18 protein-coding genes and 1 pseudogene are annotated in these 20,408 nt (G+C 39.9%); all 19 read left to right on the top strand.

What is annotated here, in order from left to right; all coding sequences use genetic code 11:
• The first annotated feature begins 8 nt into the window (after positions 1-8).
• The 19 genes and pseudogenes from MKX60_RS29810 (at position 9) to MKX60_RS29720 (ending at position 20,379) form a co-directional block, all read left to right on the top strand.
• Positions 9-635 carry a hypothetical protein gene (locus MKX60_RS29810; RefSeq protein ID WP_341061855.1) on the top strand — a complete coding sequence of 209 codons (627 nt, stop codon included), beginning with the start codon at positions 9-11 and terminating at the stop codon, positions 633-635.
• A gap of 141 nt (positions 636-776) precedes the next feature.
• A complete protein-coding gene (locus tag MKX60_RS29805; RefSeq protein WP_341061854.1) occupies positions 777-944 on the top strand; it encodes a hypothetical protein in 168 nt (55 codons plus the stop codon).
• 83 nt (positions 945-1,027) lie between these two features.
• Positions 1,028-1,279: an RHS repeat domain-containing protein gene (locus MKX60_RS29800; RefSeq protein WP_341061853.1), complete on the top strand. Its 252-nt coding sequence runs from the start codon at positions 1,028-1,030 to the stop codon at positions 1,277-1,279.
• Between the two features lie 424 nt (positions 1,280-1,703).
• Positions 1,704-1,940 carry a hypothetical protein gene (locus MKX60_RS29795; protein WP_341061852.1) on the top strand — a complete coding sequence of 79 codons (237 nt, stop codon included), beginning with the start codon at positions 1,704-1,706 and terminating at the stop codon, positions 1,938-1,940.
• A 181-nt stretch (positions 1,941-2,121) separates the two neighbouring features.
• On the top strand, positions 2,122-4,068 hold the full coding sequence (locus MKX60_RS29790; protein ID WP_341061850.1) for an ATP-dependent DNA helicase: 1,947 nt from the start codon (positions 2,122-2,124) through the stop codon (positions 4,066-4,068).
• Between the two features lie 19 nt (positions 4,069-4,087).
• The gene (locus MKX60_RS29785) at positions 4,088-4,816 is read left to right on the top strand and encodes a metal-dependent hydrolase (RefSeq protein WP_341061849.1); all 729 of its coding nucleotides are present in this window, start codon (positions 4,088-4,090) and stop codon (positions 4,814-4,816) included.
• A 432-nt stretch (positions 4,817-5,248) separates the two neighbouring features.
• The gene (locus tag MKX60_RS29780) at positions 5,249-5,728 is read left to right on the top strand and encodes a hypothetical protein (protein ID WP_341061848.1); all 480 of its coding nucleotides are present in this window, start codon (positions 5,249-5,251) and stop codon (positions 5,726-5,728) included.
• A gap of 33 nt (positions 5,729-5,761) precedes the next feature.
• Positions 5,762-6,532 carry a hypothetical protein gene (locus MKX60_RS29775; RefSeq protein WP_341061847.1) on the top strand — a complete coding sequence of 257 codons (771 nt, stop codon included), beginning with the start codon at positions 5,762-5,764 and terminating at the stop codon, positions 6,530-6,532.
• A 342-nt stretch (positions 6,533-6,874) separates the two neighbouring features.
• The gene (locus tag MKX60_RS29770; RefSeq protein WP_341061846.1) at positions 6,875-7,210 is read left to right on the top strand and encodes a hypothetical protein; all 336 of its coding nucleotides are present in this window, start codon (positions 6,875-6,877) and stop codon (positions 7,208-7,210) included.
• A gap of 18 nt (positions 7,211-7,228) precedes the next feature.
• Positions 7,229-7,933 (top strand): hypothetical protein, encoded by a 705-nt coding sequence (locus tag MKX60_RS29765; protein WP_341061845.1) that lies wholly within the window; start codon positions 7,229-7,231, stop codon positions 7,931-7,933.
• Positions 7,930-8,625 carry a hypothetical protein gene (locus tag MKX60_RS29760; RefSeq protein WP_341061844.1) on the top strand — a complete coding sequence of 232 codons (696 nt, stop codon included), beginning with the start codon at positions 7,930-7,932 and terminating at the stop codon, positions 8,623-8,625. Before MKX60_RS29765 ends, MKX60_RS29760 begins: the two co-directional genes overlap by 4 nt.
• A gap of 61 nt (positions 8,626-8,686) precedes the next feature.
• Positions 8,687-10,021 (top strand): hypothetical protein, encoded by a 1,335-nt coding sequence (locus tag MKX60_RS29755; RefSeq protein ID WP_341061843.1) that lies wholly within the window; start codon positions 8,687-8,689, stop codon positions 10,019-10,021.
• Between the two features lies 1 nt (position 10,022).
• Positions 10,023-10,457, top strand: a complete 435-nt coding sequence (locus tag MKX60_RS29750) for a ThiF family adenylyltransferase (RefSeq protein WP_341061842.1) — start codon at positions 10,023-10,025, stop codon at positions 10,455-10,457.
• Between the two features lie 542 nt (positions 10,458-10,999).
• Entirely contained in the window at positions 11,000-12,898 is a 1,899-nt protein-coding gene (locus MKX60_RS29745) for a reverse transcriptase/maturase family protein (protein WP_341061841.1), read from the top strand.
• 122 nt (positions 12,899-13,020) lie between these two features.
• Positions 13,021-13,428 (top strand): hypothetical protein, encoded by a 408-nt coding sequence (locus MKX60_RS29740; protein ID WP_341061840.1) that lies wholly within the window; start codon positions 13,021-13,023, stop codon positions 13,426-13,428.
• Between the two features lie 56 nt (positions 13,429-13,484).
• Positions 13,485-13,697: pseudogene (locus MKX60_RS29735) on the top strand (manganese catalase family protein); the annotation flags it as partial.
• A gap of 306 nt (positions 13,698-14,003) precedes the next feature.
• Positions 14,004-16,172: a type I secretion system permease/ATPase gene (locus tag MKX60_RS29730; RefSeq protein ID WP_341061839.1), complete on the top strand. Its 2,169-nt coding sequence runs from the start codon at positions 14,004-14,006 to the stop codon at positions 16,170-16,172.
• A 2-nt stretch (positions 16,173-16,174) separates the two neighbouring features.
• The gene (locus tag MKX60_RS29725) at positions 16,175-17,512 is read left to right on the top strand and encodes an HlyD family type I secretion periplasmic adaptor subunit (RefSeq protein WP_341061838.1); all 1,338 of its coding nucleotides are present in this window, start codon (positions 16,175-16,177) and stop codon (positions 17,510-17,512) included.
• Between the two features lie 17 nt (positions 17,513-17,529).
• Positions 17,530-20,379, top strand: a complete 2,850-nt coding sequence (locus MKX60_RS29720; protein ID WP_341061837.1) for a hypothetical protein — start codon at positions 17,530-17,532, stop codon at positions 20,377-20,379.
• Positions 20,380-20,408 lie beyond the last annotated feature (29 nt).

Raw genomic sequence — 20,408 nt, 5'->3', positions numbered from 1 at the left:
GGGCGAATATGCTAGGATGGTTTCGGCTTCTACTGATTGCAGTAATAATATCTAGCGTTTCATCATGTGTTTGGTTTCTTCTAGGTTCAACAGCGTATTTTCAACGAGGTATGGATATTATTGGAATTTCCTTTTTTTGGGGTTCGGCTGTACCTGTTCTCTTGCTTGTTGGATTATTTACTATCTTGCTCATTAAAGGATGGACTCCAACTAACGGAGGACAGTATGTTGTAGTTTTCCTTGGACTGTTAATATCCATACTACTCTCAGTCACGCTGATTCAAAGTGTAAGCACACACGGTTGGGCGAATGAAAAGATTGAAAGCGATTCAGTCAAAGTTACGGCAGATAATAAGTATGAATATCGAATTGATTTAATCAATTTATTTCAAAAGAACAGTCATGCACGTCTGTACCTAAAAGATTCAGGGTCGGGAACGGAAACCTACATTCCTATCGATATTCAGACCAGAAAGATTGTAGGACTTGGTGTGAAAAAGGTAAATCATTGGGTCATGCTAGAACCTACGGACACCGCTTCTGAATATATTCTATATACGACAAAAGATCTGGGTATACCTGAAGAGAAATTCGAGATAGACATCATAGCAGGAACAACAAGTAGAGTTAATTAAACTTCATCTACCACAATGCGACTAACCCTCGTATTGTGGTTTTTCTTTTCATTGGGCGGTACTTTTAGGACTCCTGAGAATAGATGAAACATTGGATACAGGGGTAACAACCCAATACCATGTGGAGATTTATCCAGATTTATGTATGTGATAGATCCTGTTAAGAACGTAACTACCGCAAAATATAATGCTTGGGGTCAGCAAGATGATATTGAAGATACTTATAACTTGAAGCTCCGTAAAGAGACGAAATACACAGTAGCGGCTTCTGGAGTGAAACTTATTGTAGAACGAACGATGCCACACTAAAGAGCAGTTATATAGAACAAAATTATGATCAATGGGGTCAATTACTCTCCAACGTAACTTATATAGACTGGCCCATTCAAAATGTGTCTAATAAGATTTCGGAATCGTATAGTTATGATATTACAGGCAATGTATTGACCTACACAGATCCGAACAACAACAAAAACAATGAGGGAGTGACAACAAAGTATACGTATGATAGGTTAAATCGCTTAATTTCTGTAAATGAATCGATGAATCAGATCACTAGTTACCAATATGATCGCAGCGGACAGGTCATAAAAACGACCATGCAAAATAGTAGTAATGGGCCAGTGGTCAGCCTAAAAGAGTAAAGCGAATAATGAATTGGGATTACTCTATAACAAGAAAGATGCCGCGTCGCTCAGCGAGAATCAAACCTATAATCAACTAGGGTTGCCTGCACAAAAAACTGATCGCAGTAGTACGGTTTTTAATTATCAATATGATGGAAGAAATCAGGTAGAAATTCTTTGCTTACGGGAACTGGAGGGAATACACAGCAAAATAAGGGCATCTTTGGGAGTAGTGGAATCAAAAATGACACCTTCGACAGCCTATGCCTATGATAAAGCAAATCGAACAACGAGGTTGACAGGTACACAAAGTGGGATAGGAAGCTTTAAAATATTGGGGGAAGGAAATTCCTAAGGAGTATAAAGATCGACAAAATGAATACTTTTACGCATCAGATGCTTCCAAAATTTTAAATGAATAAATAAGTAGGAGAGTGATACAATGGCTTTTATTAACAAGCTTCCTGCAAAAGCATTTACAATTTACTATTTATTGATTTCAATCTGGGGTATGCTTGGAATAGTTTCTTTTCCTGAGAAACCACAGCATTTAATTCTTATCGTGGCCGGTTTTGTAGCTTTCATTAGATCAATAAAACTTGGGAATAGTTTAGATCGATGGAAGTCTTTCTTAGGTTGTTGTTTATTTGGGATTTTGGCGTTTGTGATAATGGTTTAGTGTATGGTATTATCATTAACTTTTTGAATATAGGCAGCGACTGGGGACATCATATGTGCTGAAAGAATTAGCATTGTTACTAAATAATTATGATGGTTTTCGTTGATATTTCTCACGCTTTTGTTAATATAGTAATATATTACATATATAATATATTACTATATTAATTGGAGGATTCGCTGTGGAGGATTTTATTGAACGGGCTTTTGGGGCTCAAGGACATTTGTCTAAGCTAGTAAATGGATATATCCCACGAGCCCCCCAAGTAATGATTACGAAAAAGGTTGGCGAATCTTTAGAAAATTCACAGCATTTAATCTGCGAAGCCGGCACCGGCACTGGTAAATCACTTGGATATTTAACTCCTGCAGCTCGCTGGGCTGTCGTTAATAAGAAAACAGTTATTGTCTGTACGCATACGATCCCTTTAATGAATCAAATCGTTAATGTGGAGCTACCAAGGGTTGTTAACATCCTTAAGATGGAGAAGTTATCACTTAAGTTCCAACATGTCAAAGGAAAGGATCATTATATCTGTAATACAAAATTAGAAACACTCTGGCAAGAAAAGTTACGCAGTAATGATTCTGAAGCTAAACTTGTACGTCAGATTTCAAAGATGGTAAAACAAGAACGGGTTGGGGATCGTGCGGCGCTAGGATTCGATGTTGAAGACAATGTGTGGAAAAAGATTAGTGCTTCCAATTGTCCAGCCATTACTAAACCAAGCAACTGCATGTTAGAAGACCTGAAAGGAAAAATGTATACCTCCCATATAATTGTTACAAATTTCGCTTACTTCTTTAATGATCTAAAAATGAGAATGAAGACGGGGAATGGTACTCTTCCAGCATATGATGCCGTCATTTTTGACGAAGCACATGAAATAGAAGATGTATGCTGCAATGTCTTCGAGAAGAAAGTAGATATCAACCGTTTTGAAATTTTATTTGAAGCAATCTTCAAACGAAGTGCATTCTCGGAACTTGATCATGGAAGTCAAATCGAGCTTGCTCAGCTTCGTCAATCTTTTCACCAGCAAATTGATGAAGTGTACGCTCAAGTAGGAAAGAAGATGAGAGATGATCAGGGGGGATTGCTTGCCTTCAAGCTCATGACAACAAAGATTGAAATTTCCGAGGTCTGTGCTACTCTAACTAGCTTCATTGAGAAAGTCAAAAGTTTAAAGGTACGAGGGATATCAGACTTAACTGAAAAACTCTTTGAAGGTAATGATGATTTAGAATTCATTAGCTCAAACGAGAAGAATTCTTGGGCATATTGGGCTACGATTCAAGGCAGAGGCAATGTAATACTCCATGCCGCTCCTCTTTACCCAAAAGTCATATTAAGTAAAGGTTTATTCGACAAGGTACCTGTAATCTTGGCGAGCGCTACCATGTCCACGAGTACTAAAGAGGGAAAAACATTCACGTTTTATGCTGGCCGACTCGGTCTTAAAGAGTATGGAACCATTATAGTAGACAGCCCATTTGAATATGAGAAGAAAACAATGATTATTTGCCCCGATGATGCACCTGACCCCAGTAGTCCCGAGTATGACGAATACCTCCCACACAAAATTGAAGAAATATTACTATATAGCGGTGGCCGAATGCTTGTCTTATTCACCAGTTTCGAGAGTATGAACCGTGTTGCTCGTAGTCTCGAAGATTACTGCAGTGAACGTTCGCTAAACCTTCTAGTTCAATTCCCTGGATGCGATCGAGAGGATATCATTCATCAGTTAAAAACCAATCCACGAACAATAGTACTTGGATGTGCAAGCTTTTGGACCGGCGTAGATGTTCCTGGTGATGCATTAACAACAGTAGTAATTGCTAAACTTCCTTTTCCTCAGCCTAATGAGCCATTAATCCAAGCCCAGCTCGCCGTCATTGAAAAAGCCAAGCGCAGCAGTTTCTTTGATTATATGTTCCCTAAAATGATGGTAAAGCTTCAGCAAGGATTTGGGCGTTTAAATCGATCCATGAAGTGCCAAGGCGCTTTTATCATTCTAGATAATAGGATCTTAACCAAGAGATATGGGGGAAGAGTCATTCGTAGTCTCCCAAAGTGTCAATATTCAAGAAAATTAGAGGATATCATTCACATACTACCTTGCTAAAGAAAGGTTGTTGATTCTTATGATGGGAAGAGCTCACTTAGCAATAAGTACCGGAGTTACTATTTCGATCTTAGGGTTAGCCGATTATAAAATAACAGTACCAGTAGTCGCTGTAACTGTGGTTAGTTCTCTTCTGCCGGATATCGATGAACCTAATTCACTTATAGTATCAAGAGCACTCCCAACATCCTTGCTTCGTCATCTGCAGGGAGTACTTATCGCACTTGCTGCATTCGTTTATTTTTATGGAACTGAACTCGCACCATGGAACACAGTCATTGCCATTCTAGCTGCACTAGTATCTTTCATGCCAACCCGAACACTCCGGAACGTCATGATGATCCTGATTGGCGCTTGCCTGATCTTGTTTGGTCAGTCTTATATTCCGTGGAGCACTATCATCGGCTGCCTGCTCATTATCTGTGCTCTAGTGCCTCACCGTGGGATTACCCACTCTTTATACGGTGTACTTGGATGGACTGCACTTCTTTACTTTTCAACTTATAACTATGGACATGCGCTATGGACCGCCGGTGGCTTATCTTATCTAATTCATCTAATCGCTGATGCACTCACAAACCACGGAATTCGCCCATTACCACCGTTCGATTTCCGTCTGAAGCTAGGCCTGATGAGTACTGGAACTATGAAAGGCACTTTGGTAGAAAACCTCTGTATCGGTCTCACGTTCGTTCTCGTATGGTTTGTATTCTTTCGCAGAGTAAATTTGGAGCATTTCATATTCTGATATACATTATCCTCATCAATATGGAATACTACATGCTAGTGCTATGTTTGCTTTCAGAAGAAAATAATGTAATAGACTGAACAATAACGTACTAGACTGCCGAAGGTGATAAACTACGGGCAGGAGGATAGTTCCAATATGTGTTAAAATTGAGTTATTAGGAGCTGTACAAGCTTTAGTTTTCTTCTTATTTAAGGAGTTCTTGAAATTGGTTAAGGGAAGGGAATCTACTGGGGCCGAATATCGCGTCTTTTTTTAGACCATAAGTTAAATAGAATTGAAATTCAAATGTTATTATACTGAACTGAAGATCGAGGCTCAAAATATTAAAAAGATTGAATGGCAATTGAAATGAAGCAATTTAGTAATTATTGATTACATCATGGGGTTAATATAAAATCCAAGTAAATGATTCATAAGGTGGCTATTAAATTGAAGTTCTCAACAAAAACCAACGAATATTTAGAATTATATACTGTTCAACATTCAAATGTACTAGCTGAACTTATCAATAAAAAGAAGTATGTTGCTAAAGGCTATAATTCTAAAACCTTAAAACATAACTATATAAACATGAGTATATATATATCAATAAAAAATAAAAATATCGTTAAAAAACCTATTTTTTGTTTCGTAGCAAATAAATCAGTAGAACAACAAATTCTAAAAGGAGATTTTTGCGGTTTCAACTTCAAAAAGGGGGACATTATTCTTCACTTACAAGTTCCACTTAAGTATTGTACTGTCTATGAATTTAACTGGTTTGATTACTTTAATAAGTATAGCACTCTTTTAAAAAATATAATAAGGGAACGAGCAGCTATGAATACGGAAGGTCTGCATTGTTGCCTACCGTATATTAAATATGAGTGGCTTGTAAATTCAGAAAAATATATTAAAAGTCCAAGTTAAAATAATTGATAGATAGAGAAAAGAGGACTGTTTGTGAAACTTAATTTAACTGCTACTACAGATAGGATATACTTTAGAAATGAAGAAAATGGTTTCATGGGATATACAACCTATGACGCAGATTTATTTAAGAAACTTAATAGTGTCACCTGGAACGTTAATACCGATGCTTTAAAAGCAAAGAAAAAAACATATATTTTTACATACTCAAAAAAATTAAGGGCTAAAACATTACATCAAGTTGTAATGATTCATTGGTACGGACTGGATAATTTTGAAAAAGCTCGAGCTGAAAATTTTATTGTAGAACATCACGATAACAACGCCTTTAATTGTCTCATTGAAAATTTATCCTTTGCACCAAACAATGTGAATTTAGCTAAAGCTCAAACATATGATAAAGAACGAAAAATCGCTTTGCCATTTGTTGCTATGAATATTTTCAAAGATTTTAAAACAAAGAAGTATCAGATAACATTAGGCTTTAACCAAGAATTTTTCATCTCTTTTACGGATGGAACGGATAAATCTCTAACCTCACTAAGTCTACTTTATGAGGACGATTTTAGAATCGTGATTAACGATGCTTCAAATTTACTCTACAACTTAACGGAATATAAGAAATTCGTTTTAGATAAATTACAATCTATAGATTATTCATATACTGAGTCAATCTACATTTTACCAGAAGCAGATGGTACTCTACCTGCGATGGTTGAGATTGATGGTAGATGGGCAATTGTACTAAGTGAAGAAACCAGACTTCATTCTGTTGCACCAGATTCGAAATTATACGAAAAGTAAAGTTCATTAATGAGTCTTGGTACATACAGTAGTAAGGCTCTTTGTAATGAAAATAAAGTTGTAGAGTTAAAAAATAATGTATGTGAAATGAGATGGTACCCCTATGTACAAAAAAAATGCTCCTTTCTTTACAGCCAAGTCACGTATGCTATAATAAGTTTATTCCGATTTAATTGATTTTCTTCATCGTTAATGATTCGATGAAAGAGTGAGAAGAGCAACAGTAGTGTTGCTTAAAAAAATGTAGGCTAAATCAGCCGTGGAGACTATAAGTATGCGATTTTCGCATGCTTTTATTGGTTTCCACGGCTTTTTTTGTGCCTAAAACAAGGGAGGATAAAAATGATAGAGAGTTTCGATCTTGTTAGCTTCAGACGGAAGCTATCAGGTACTGCCACAAATTCACCTAAATTTAAGCCGGGTGTATTTAAAGCTATTGAAGCTGGTTTTGAAGGAGAAAGTAATTGTGTGGACTGGAATTCCTTCACACTAGAGGATGCGATGATCGCAATGTACGAAGCATTTGGTTATTGCGACCAAGAGTATATGGATTCAGAACTCCTTATTAATCCAAACAAGGATAATGTGATTCATCAATATCTGCATAATAGAAATGCTATCAGAAGTCTAAAAATATCCGATCCTGTAAAGCAAACTGAAGACATTCAATTCTTTTAAGGGAGTGTGTTATGAAAAATGGAGGGTAGCTTTTTTTCTAGTGAGGAAGTAATACAATTGCAATCCCAATTCGATTCAATGATCTTGCTAAAAATGACTCATGATGCTGGATTCGACATTTGTAATAGTCCGATTGATTTTATTAGTAATTATTACTATGACTACGATTCTCGGATCTCTGTCTTTTACGAGTGTATATCTCGCATTTTTGGTGGCTATGAAATCGACGAAGGAGAATACGAGGAAACTGGCGGTGAATCTATCACCCTAACACTACCATTCCCTCAGATGAAGGAACTACTGTCGCTACTATCACCAGAAGAAGAATCGAAGATTATCCAACGCATTAATCAAATGATGCGTATCGACTCAAATTATGGGGATCGAGAGATGACCGGTAAACTTTCGTCCGATGGCTTGGTAATCAGGTTTTTAGGATACGCCGAGGATAACCACACCTTCTTAGCGCAATTGTTAAAAATCTGTAATGCAGTACAGGAGCAAATAGATTCAAAAAAAGAAAAATTGGTGCAACGTCTTCGCAGTGTTCTTCTTCACAAGATAGATCAGGAGTTGCTGTCTACTAAAATCAAGGCAGAAGGGTTTAAAGATCCACTCCAGGATCAAGCTCTGGATGTCACGATTAGTTCATCTGCAGTACAGCAAGATACATTCCTATCTAAGAAGACGAAAAATCATAGAGAGGCTGATGAAGTAGCATGAAGGTGTCCCTAAATATAGAAGATGAAGGAAATGTACAAATCATTAAGATATCTGATTTTAATTTGCCGTACGTTGAAGATTATCAAGATGGAATCAAAACCGGAGAAGGATATCATAGCCATGAAGCGATCGCTAATGCGTTTAAACCACCTGTAGAGTTAGGTAGCTTTGCAACTCCGATATTGCCTCGCGGTTCTTTATATTATTCAGAGGTAACTGATGGGTCAAAGTGTACTTGCTTTCTAGAGATAGCTCCTCATCGCAGATCAATTTACTATCATGAAGCCCTAGTTGATGAAGTTCCATTTCCGAGACTTGTCTTTGGATTTGAACTACTTCATCGAGGAGATGAGTATGTTATCACTAGAGCATTTTTGGGTGCTTGTGAAAGTTATGGTGTTCTTAATGAAGATTCAGAAATCTATCTTTTTCCTTATTCTAATGTAAGATCAGATTTCGTTGTCTGTTGGGGTGGAACAGATCGTCCTATTCTGACCCGTATATCGCAACTTACAACGATTCCAGAGTTGTTTTTTAACTCTACTAATTCTGATTGCTATTACAATACTGCAAATTCAAGTAACCTGCCGTATAGAGAATTATTAGAAACGTTAAAAGGCAAAGATTTCCCTGAAGAATACCTAAAAAAGTCGGGGAAAACTTTGTTCAATTGGGTTAATGAGTTGATCTAATTCTAGCGATAAGATCAAGATTACATTTTTAAAAAATAGATCGAATCTGGAGGATATAAAAATGACAACTAATAATGATAGCTTTGGTGGTAAAAATCTCTTTGATTATTTCAACGGTAGCTTCAGCAGCCCCCTTGAATCGCAGTCAAAGGATACAGAATCATCTGATGATAAAAAAAGTGACGATAAAAGCTTCTCGCCTCTTCTGAATGGAAAGCGTAACGCCTCACAACCGATTAAACCATCCGTAATAGATTCTTGTTCTGACTATGGATGTGATGACCAGGATCTGAAGGATAGCGATTTATCTGAAGAAGAGAAAGATGCCTTATCTGAAGATCAAGAGGAAAACGAAAAAGATGCCGATGAAAATGAGCTTGCTGGGAAGTCTCCATCTACTGAACCTAAGTCTACTGCAGGCAAAATAGAGGAGAAACCAGTTTTTACGAGTACGACATTCATCTGCTATGCCGGTATAAACCGACCTATCACTAAATACATTGCACTAGATAAACTATCCGTGGCCACACTAGACGATGTACGAAAAGCTCTGCAGAAGGATCACCCAGAATGTTCTAAGAGTAGAACAAAAATGGACTGGGATGCGAAGCAGAACATTATCGTACCGATTATCACTGGTGGTAAGAAAGGAGCCTTCTTTATTGAAGGTTCCCGCGGTTTTTTTTCTACAGCCAAGGAGCTATTTGAAAATAAAGAAATAGTCAATATCTTGGCAGCTCAAGATGGGTTCTATGAAGTACGTGAGAATCCTATTGGTATTTTCGTGGCCAAATCGTATATTAGCGAACTTCAAAATTGGGAAGGATTCCAGCAGCTCTTAACACAGCTTCCCGAGATAAATAGCCTAGATCAATGCCAGGAGGGTTTTAAGCTATCTCTTCCAAAGATTCCTGAGCACCTAATACTTCAGCTAATCTCCTTCTTCGCGGATTATTCCGCTCTAGAAGTCGAGGTTATGGGGGTTCTCTACTGGGATAGTTTAAATAAAAATTATGTTCTAAACATTCCTCAACAAAAAGTAAGCAAAGAATCAATTGAGCCGAATTACACCGAATTTCGACCAAATCTCATCCGTGTTGCTGAAATTCACTCCCACAATACGATGAGAGCATATTTCAGCTCTATTGATAACGAAGATGAAATTGGCACAATGCTATATGGTGTAATTGGCCGAATCATTAAAGGAGATGGCGTTATTCGTTTTGACATCAAGACTCGTGCTGGAGTAGCCGGTAAATTCCTCCCGCTCCTCTCGTCAGTCTGGATAGAAGGTAACTACGATAACCAAGATGACTCATGGAATCTAATTCTTTATACACCTTATCCGCAAAAATGGAGAAACCGCGTTGTGATCTCAACTCAGGAGGTCCTTTAAAATGATTCAATTATTCGACTTTCATAAAAGAGAGAAATCACAATCTCATCTGCCTTCAGTCTCAAAGATGATGTATTATATCGTGATCGTTGGTAGCGGAGGGACCGGCGGATATGCCGTTCAGCGTATTACAAAAATAATGAGCGCTTTTGATAAAGTGAATTCCTATTTGCTCATAGCGGATCCGGATGCAGTCGAAGAGAAAAATTTGCTTCGGCAACCTTTTATCTCTTCTGATATTGGATTCAAAAAGGCAGATGTCTTGGCCAAGAGATACGGACTTACTTATGGACTTAAGATTGGATCTTATTCCAATTCTTATATTGAATCAGTTGAATCTCTGGAGAAGTTATTTACACTCACGGACTATCGTCATGGGTATGACCAGCATATTCAAAAAGTCTTGATTGGAGCAGTGGATAACGTGCGTCCGTAAAAGACATTTAGCTGAATGACAGGGAAGCCTGCCAAGAGTGTGGCCTCTTGCCACTCCATACCTTACCTCAAAGGGAAACCGCTTGGGGGACAATCGCATGGTAACAGAAGAAGTGGCAGAATTGAAACCACGTCGATTCTGAGTGCTTCTGGAGTGAGACGAAACTATATGGCTAAAGCTGAATTGCCTGAACCCAAGCTCTAGGAGGGAAGAACGCGCCCCCCTTCACGTCATCGTGGGAAAGAGTGAAGGTGAATCTTAGGTTATGTGGGTTCGTTATCCTCGCATACGTCAACCGTAGATTCAGCCGCCTACAATAAGCAGGTTACAAGAGCGAAATGGGAGCCTAAGTAGTTTCTTAAATATCAGCTAAGGGTTAAACGGAGAACACCTACGTTGGAACGCTCTGAATGAGCTATTAGACAATGGTCTATGAATATCCAATATGGTGTCGGAGCTCTCGTAGTAGTCTGAGGAACCTGAATTAACAGGGATTGCCGTAAATTCGGAAGCGTGAAAGACGCCCACACATTCATGGAGGCATGAGTGACACTACTGGTGCTGGCGAAGGAGAGCAGGATTACTTTTCTAAAACATACGAGAGGTTATGGTGGAATACCATGCAAAGACTTGATGTAGTTTTAGACATCCTACAAGAAAAGACTAAAGTGGAGAATTTTAAATTCACGGATCTGTATCGTATTCTTTACAATTCAGAGCTGTACTTAAGAGCCTACTCGAGAAAAGCTTCTAACCCAGGCAATATGACGCCTGGTTATGACGGAAAGACAATCGATGGGTATAGTCTCGATAGAATCAACAGAATGATCAAGTCTCTTGGGGACGAAAGCTTTCGTCCCACCCCCGCCAGAAGGACGTATATCAAAAAGAGGAACGGTAAGATGCGTCCATTGGGCATTCCCTCAATGGATGACAAGATAGTTCAAGAAGCAGTCCGAGTGATTTTGGAATGCCTATATGAACCGACCTTTTCCGAAGACTCTTTCGGATACAGACCCGGTCGCAGCTGTCACACAGCAATCCTCAAGATAAGGGATAGATGTAAAAGTACTAAATGGTGGGTTGAGGGTGACATTGAAGGATTCTTTGATAATATCGACCATGATATTCTTATAAACATTCTTCGCAAAAAGATTAAGGACGAAAGATTCCTTAATCTGATCCGCAAGTTCCTTAAAGCTGGATACGTTGAAAACTGGGTGTACCATAAGACTTTCAGTGGCGCTCCGCAAGGTGGCATATTGAGCCCCATTCTCTCCAATATATATCTAGGTGAACTAGATTTATTTATGGACAACCTTATTCAGAAATTCTATAAGGGAGATGCAAGGGGACACAGCAATGCCTGGGGTAGCGCCAACTTCCAAGTCAAAAAATACCGCAAATACTACGCGGCATGTACTGATCGGAAGGAGAAAAAGACACTCTTAAGTAAGATAAGGAAATCCGAGCTGATTCAACGTAATATGTCAAGCAAAGATGACATGGACGCGGGGTTTCGTAGGCTAAAGTATTTCCGGTATACAGATGATTTTATTATCAGTGTAATCGGAAACAAAGAAGATGCGGTAGAACTAAAACAGAAAATCAAGCAGTTCCTTAAGGAAGAGTTGAAGTTGAATCTCAGCGAGGAGAAAACTTTCATCACTCACAATTCAAAGCCAATTAGATTTCTTGGATACGAAATTGAAATCGCGAGATCAAGTGCAGGTATTCCAACGAAGAGAGGCTTAGTAAAACAGCTCAACGGGAATGTAATACTACGCATGCCTCACGACAGAGTAAGAGAGTTTCTCTTGAAAAATGGATATATGTCAATTGGACAAGATGGGAGCTGGAGAGCCAGGCATAACAAACCTCTAACTAACCTTGATGAACTTGAAATCATCAGATCATACAATGCAACAACTAGAGGCTTTTATAACTACTACCAGCTTGCACATAACATATTCAATTTTCACCATCCGTACTTCATTATTCATCAAAGCTTTCAGAAGACGCTCGCCAATAAGTATAGGACATCGGCAAGCGAGATACGTCGAAAGTATTCAATCGATGGCGCTCTTGCAGTTACATATAAGAACAGCAAAGGGAAGCTAATGATCAACAAACTTTTTAATGGACCATTTAAGCGGTCCGAGAAGGCGTTCGTTGATGTAGACGTCGATCTAATACCAAATAAGCTTATCTACACTGGAAGAGGAAGCCTTATGGCAAGACTTGCTGCAGACACTTGTGAATGGTGTGGAACTTCTGGGGTAGAACTAGAGATGCACCATGTACGTAAACTCAAAGGTTTGAACGGTAAGGAGCTATGGGAAAGAGTAATGATAGCGAGACAACGAAAAACTATAGCGCTATGTAGGAAATGTCACGTGGATTTACACAAAGGTACACTTAGGCAATATGTAGGATGTTAGTTATCTGGGGAGCCGGATGAGGTGAAAGCTTCAAGTCCGGTTCCGAGGGGAGCCTTGAGAAACCGGTATGCGTAAACATATTTGGCGCTTGGGGCTTACCCTACGACTATTCACGAAACATCATGAATGAATACTTCAATAAAACCGATGATTTGATTTATATAGATGCCGGTATTGAAGGAGTGTTTATTCCTGAAGATAAGACGGAGGAAGAGTGGACTCCGGAAGAAGTCTTAGACAATTTGGAAAGTGGGTATTCAGGTCAAGTCGTTGTAGGTCTTAAGAAAGCAGGAGAAGTCATTTTGCCTGCTCTTAACTCGGTATATCCTATCGATGCAAAGGATGCTATTCCACCTTCTCACAACTGTGGACTAGAGCCGTATCAACCGCAGCGAATGATTGCAAATGAAATGGCAGCTTTTCAGATATCTACTGTCCTTAACGAGTTATTTAGTTCTAATAGTATTGTCGTTCATTATAATAATTTTAACGCTCGTTTTGGCAGTTGCCGTCCCAATCTATGCAGATAAAGTTTTCCCGCAATTAGTTAAAAAGTGATAAAGCAATATGTACGATGATCAATGTATCTAGAGGGGACCCGCTGGCAGATTTGTATAAGGACATTGCAGCGGAGGAAAAGGCTGGAGCTACATACCAGTGGCTGATTGACATGACGGATGATGTGGATCTGCAGGATAGTCTCAAGTTCCTGCGGGAGCGGGAGATTATCCATGCGATTCAGTTTAAAGAAGCCGTGCAGATTATTATTGATGATCGGAATCAGAACCGGGTGTTCTGAGGGGGCTTTGGAATGCGGCGTAATCATAATAATGAAATTTAACACTAAACCAAACTCACACCGGCGTTTTCTGCGGTGTGTTTTATTTTTATAAGAAACAGATTCAGTTAGCTTACGAGAAATTAAAAACAATAATGTACATATTTAGAATTATTAAACCGATAATTTATATAAAAAGGTAAAAATTCTCTTTTGAACCTGTTATAATCAATATTATTTTATAAATCTATATATACCGTAAAATACCAAATTTAAAATGTTTAGATTTTAAATTTGGATTTAACTACATCATAAAGGGTGCAAACGATGAAGGCAGAAGTGGTTTATGAGGAAGAAAATACTCAGCAAAACGAAGAGGAGAAGATTCAGAAAACTGATACAGGGCTGCACTGTTTAATCTTGGTGGCCAACTATCATAACATCTCAGCAGATTATGAGCAGATTAAGCATTCTTTTGCTATTGACGATGATGGGATGAACACATTGCAAATGCTTAAAGCCTCCAGTGAGCTAGGTCTAAAATCTAAGAAGGCAACAATTCAGCTGAAAAGATTGTACAAATTACCATTACCCGCTGTATTGATTACCAAAGAGGGAGAGTATTTGGTTCTGGCTAAAGCGAAAGATGACCAGTTTCTGATTTTCGATCCGCTTATAGGGAAACCGTCTTCTCTCTCTACAAGAGAAATGATAGAACTGTGGAGCAATGATATCATTTTATTCTCTCCTAAAGTGAAAACGGGGTATACAGAAGAGTTCGGAATCAAATGGTTCCTACCTGCTCTATGGAAGCACAAAAAGATACTGGCCGAGGTTCTGTTGGCTTCCCTGTTTATTCAATTGTTCGGGCTTGTATCCCCATTAATTACACAAGTCATTATCGATAAGGTTCTTGTGCATCATGGACTCTCCACCTTAAATGTGCTCGCGGTCGGTCTGTTGATTATAATCACATTTGAATTGATTCTTGGAATTAGCCGTACATATGTCTTCACCCATACGACCAGCCGAGTGGATATAACCCTAAGTACAAAGCTGTTCAGTCATTTGTTTCGCCTCCCCCTATCTTATTTTGAGAACCGGAGAACTGGCGCAACCATTGCTAGAGTTCGAGAATTAGAGAATATTCGCCAGTTTCTTACAGGTTCCCCGTTTACGGCGGTACTTGATCTTTTATTCATTGTTGTATACATAGTTGTTATGTTTGCGTACAGTTCCAATTTAACATTTATTGCGTTAGGTACGTTGCCCTTATATGCTTTACTATCTTTAATCTTTACTCCTTTACTTCGAAATAGGCTGGAGGAGAGATTTCAACGCGGTTCAGAGTCCCAATCCTATCTGGTTGAGGCGGTATCGGGAATTCAAACGATCAAATCATTCGCGCTTGAGCCGATTTCTCAGAAGAAGTGGGAGGGATTACTCTCTAATTATACAAGGGCAACTTTTAAAGTTATTCTCCTATCTGGCACAGCGGGATCGCTTGCACAATTTATCCAGAAGATTTCGAATCTCGTTATTTTGTTCTACGGTACACATCTAGTTTTAGCGGGAACAATATCTGTGGGACAATTGATTGCTTTTCAGATGTTAGCCTCCCGTGTCAGTGATCCAGTGTTAAGGCTGGTACAGATGTGGCAGGATTTTCAGCAAACAGGCATTTCCATTAATAAACTAAAAGATATTTTCGAGGTTAAGCCAGAACCAGCAGTATCTGCATCTAAAACAAGATTGCCGCGGATTCAAGGGAAGATTGGTTTTGAGTCCGTTACCTTCCGCTATAAAGTGGATGGTCCGGAAATTATAAGGGATCTCTCCTTTGCCATACCACAAGGAACGGTTGTTGGAATCGTGGGTCGCAGTGGTTCCGGTAAAAGCACGGTATCCAAACTGATCCAGCGTTTATATGTCCCGGAGTCTGGTAAAATCCTGATCGACGGTGTGGACATTTCCTTGGCCGATCCCTCATGGTTGCGCCGACAGATCGGTGTCGTGCTGCAGGAGAACTACCTCTTCAGCGGAACGATCCGGGAGAATATTGCTTTAAATAATCCTTCTGCCCGGATTGAGGATATTGTTCGGGTAGCTCATTTGGCCGGGGCACATGACTTTATTATTGAGTTGACAGAAGGTTATGACACGTTGGTTGGTGAACGGGGTGAAGGGTTATCCGGAGGTCAACGTCAGAGGATAGCGATCGCACGAGCGTTGCTATCTGATCCGCGAATCCTAATTTTCGACGAAGCGACTTCTGCGTTGGATTATGAATCGGAACGTATTATTCAGAACAATCTGAAAAAAATCTGTGCAGGCCGTACTGTAATTATCATTGCGCACCGGCTCTCTACTCTCAGAACAGCCAGTAAGATTATCGTGCTAGATAAAGGACATTTAATTGAATCAGGATCACATCAAAGCTTGCTGGCGAACAAAGGGTTATACCATTATCTGTACAACCAGCAGGAGAGGGAATAGATATGTTTGGATTGAAATCAGATCGGTTAGAATATGAATTTTTACCTGCAGCAGTGGAAATTGAAGAGACTCCTCCGGCACCGCTCGGACGCTGGCTGATTTGGACGATCATTATCTTATTTATTATTGTGATGGTCTGGTCTTATCTGGGAAAGGTTGATGAAGTCGCAGTAGCCCGTGGAAAAGTTATCCCTGATGGAAGAACCAAGGTTCTACAGCCACTCGAAGGGGGAACCATCAAAGAAGTGCTGGTAACTGAAGGAGAGCATGTGCAAAAAGGACAGCTGCTTATCGAACTAGATTCAACGACCTCGGAGGCGGACATTCAAGAGATGGCAAAGCAACTATATGTAGCCAAACTGCAAAAAGCGATGCTTGAAGCTGAACTTGAGGGCAAATCATTTGAGGGGCTTGAACAGGGTGAGGCTCCACCAGCTAGCTCAGCTATTGTTGCAGAAGAAGTGCTGCAAGTGCAGATGCAATTACGCGAGGCTAGGGATGAGGAATTCGACAGTAAGATTAAAGCCGCCGAACTCGTGGTATCTCAGACCCGACAGGAGCTTCATCTGGAACAATCCGCCTTGGAATTGGCCAGCAAAGACTATGAGCTCGCCCTAATGAAATCACAAAACGGCGGAGATGAGAACTTCACAGACAGTACAGATCTACTCCAGGCGGATAATGATTTAAATAAGACGTTACTGGACATAGACTCTCAGGAAAAGAAAATTATCAAGGCAGAAGATGCACTGGCTGAAGCCGAAGAAAATGTCATATCCATTAAGAAACAGCGTAGTAGAACAGTATTGGACGAACTTGTTGAGAATGAAAAGACACTTTACACCCTTGAATCTGAGTTAACCAAAGCAGAGAAGCGGTTTGAGCTGCAGCAATTAACCTCACCGGTAGACGGAACTGTGCATGGATTGTCCTCTTTTACTATTGGAGGGGTAGTAACTTCGGCTGAGGATGTCATTTCCATTGTGCCGGATGATACGCCGCTTATTGTAGAAGCGACGATTGCCAACCAGGATATCGGGTTTATTAAAAAGGGTCAGGCAGCCAATGTGAAGGTGGATACCTTTCCTTTTCAGAAATATGGTTATTTGCAAGGTGAGATTATCTATGTCAGTCCGGATGCCTTCGAAGATGAGAAGCTTGGACCTGTCTTCAAAGCTAAGCTGAAGGTACTGTCTGCGGAGACTTCATCAGGGAATCAGATCCATTTGACTCCGGGGATGTCCGTGTCCGTTGAAGCGAAAACAGGCCAGAGACGGATTATCGATTTCTTCCTGTCACCGCTCAAAAAAGTCGCTGAAGAGAGCTTTACGCTAAGATAACAAAAAGGGGAAGTAAGATGAAGAAGGTAATTGCAGCATGTGTAACCATTGGTTTATGTATTTTTCTATTGTCAGGCTACGGGCAAGTGTTGGCTCAAGGAAAGAATGTAGCAGCTAAAACAGTAGGGAAAGTAAGTCTCAGCAAAAACAGTTCAATCGAGATCTTCGAACCTTACTTAGTGCAGTGGGGAAAGAACAATGTGCTGTCCTTCAAGGTCCGACTAATGAACGGAGGTCAGGCACCTCTGGATATGTTGAGATATGGAATTACGGTGAAGACCAATGCCGGAAATCCAGGGAATGCCATTCAGGTTAAAGAATCTCAGACCAATACCAAGGTATTGCCGCAATCCAGTAAAGATTTCACTTTTTACGCAACTGTTTCTAATCAGACGCAGCTTACCAACGTGCAATTTGATGTGAAGGAGTGGAATATTGCTTATGCGGGCTTCAGTAAGTCCATTGGTACAGTCAAAATACCAGGAAATTATTCGAACACTGTAGCAGCCGGAGACAGCAAAATATCAGTACTGCAAAATAATCATATCCGCATGTCTATAGGCGATTTCTACTCGTATGAAACGGCAAATGACCGGGTCTATACTCTGGCTTTCCAGATGGAGAGCTGGGGAACCCAGCCGGTAGAGCTTCCTAAATACAATTACTGGCTGCAAGCAGATTCGGGTGAGCTGTATCCTTTTAATACAGAAGGTAATGCCGATAGTACATTGAACCCTAAGGGAAAAATTGTTGTTGATCTATATGCAACAATTCCCAAGGCCTCCAAATCCAAAAACTTCAAACTGTTCATGGCTACGGAGGAAAACAACGTGAGTCTGACACAACATATCTTTAAGCTTGCACAGGCTAGAGATTGGACTACAATACCTGTCAACACAGAGAAGGGACATTATATCAGACCTGACAAGGATCAACTCCAGCTGCGAGTGGATCCACTATACATAACCGAAACTGATTTGCCCGAAATGGATATAGGCACAACCATCACACTTAAAAATAATAATAAATATGCTATCGGTAATCCGAGTCTGGTTTATTTTGTTGAAGCTAACAAGATCACCTATCTGCTGGCTCAAAGCGAGACCACATCAGATAAAACACTGGACGCGTTGGAACAACTGGAGGTTTCTGTTTCTGCAGATCTTCCAAAGTCTTTGAACAATTACAATATGAACCTGATTATCGCAAAAGTATTAAGCAGTGGCGAAGCCCCAGTTTACCAGCCTCTATTAAAGATTCCGTTAAGAAAGTCAGCAGAGGTAGAACAAACAAAATCAGATAGTATCACCAAAATGGCAATCAAAGACAGCTCGCCTTATTCAATAAGTGTGAGTAACATCATGGGACATATGGATGGAAAATACCGAATAGTCGAAGGCACAATTACGATTACAAATGATGGAAAGCAAACAATTGAATTGCCAGAATTTAAACTGAGTGGTTCTGTGAGCCAAAAGTATAACTACAAAGGTTCTCTAACAGATGCCCAAACGGAAAATGAACTAAGTCCGCAAGATCGGAAGAGTATGATCTTTCAATTACAACTTCCCGAGACCGTGGGGTTGCAGGATTTTAAATTGATATTGGAAGAACCCTTTCAGCAAGGGAATAACAAATTGTATCGACCTGTTGCTTCGTTCAGTCTACCGGGATTGCAGAATACACAGATGACAGTGAAAGATTGGATGTATTTTTCAACGAAGGATGGAGATTTCAAAATAAAGAAGATTTCGACGTTCCGTTTACCAGTAGACGGGGAGGATGCCATTGTCACGGAATTCGAGTTGTTCAGCAGCTCATACCGGAGCGGAGCCATCCCGAAATTTAAAGCGGGTTATACAGTGAATCATGTTTCAGTGGACACGAAATCTGTTGTATTGGATAAAGTGATTAGTGCTTCACCAGATGTACCAATTTCCTTACAGGTAATCGGGAAAATCCCTTACTCCATGCCCACTGGTGATATGACTATGTTGCTGCAGTTGGACGAAGAGGGAGCAAGCCGAAGCATTGGCCAATTCCAGATTGATAACATAGATACAACGTCAGAATATGCATCTGGAGATACCTATTCGCTCAATATAGCCGGTCGTGAATCAGAAACGCAAATGTACAAAGTTCTGGTATATCCCGGTTCGATGGAAGACCTGGTGGAAGTACAGATGATTCAGCGAAATAAGAATAAACGAACTCAAGTTCATAATCCCTTATATGGATACTTTCAGAGTAAGGATGGAATTTATAATCCTCTTGAATATGAGACGAATTCTGAACAAAATGTGAAATATGGCAGTGTAGCTATTCAATCATTAACGGGGAGAGTACCTAAAGGTACGAAATTAGCGGATTTGAAGTTGCTGTTTGGCTTGGCAATTAACGACAAAGTGATTGCTGACAACAGCAGCAACGCAGATGCTTTTGTCAAACCTGCCTTATTTACATTTATGGAGGATAAGGAGTCTACGGGCACTGGGCTTGCCAATATGAACGCCGGTCCTTACAGTCTGGAGATCTCCTATCCACAGACTAAACTGGTCTCTGGTTATAACGGGACACTAGAATTCACGGCTGGCTTAACGAAACAACTGTCTTTTGATTCGTTTGATACGGAACATAAAATTATCATTCAACTGGAAAACGCCGGGGAGATCATCACGCAGAAAGAGTACGGATTAAATACGGCGGAAGATACAAGCAACTTCACTTTGGTTACCAGAAAATACAAGATAGATGGCCTCTCAACAAGCCTCACCACTCCTTCTCTGCAAGTGAAGGTGTATCTGAGCTATAAGGGGGAAAAGAAACTGATTGGGGAACAGACGGTGGGGGTGAACTTTGTGAAGTAGCAGCATCAATTATAAAAGCGATGGAAAGG

It is taken from the genome of Paenibacillus sp. FSL R5-0914 (assembly GCF_038004525.1).
In the GTDB taxonomy this organism is placed as follows: Bacteria; Bacillota; Bacilli; order Paenibacillales; family Paenibacillaceae; genus Paenibacillus_AQ.
This window is presented reverse-complemented; position numbering and strand designations above follow the sequence as displayed.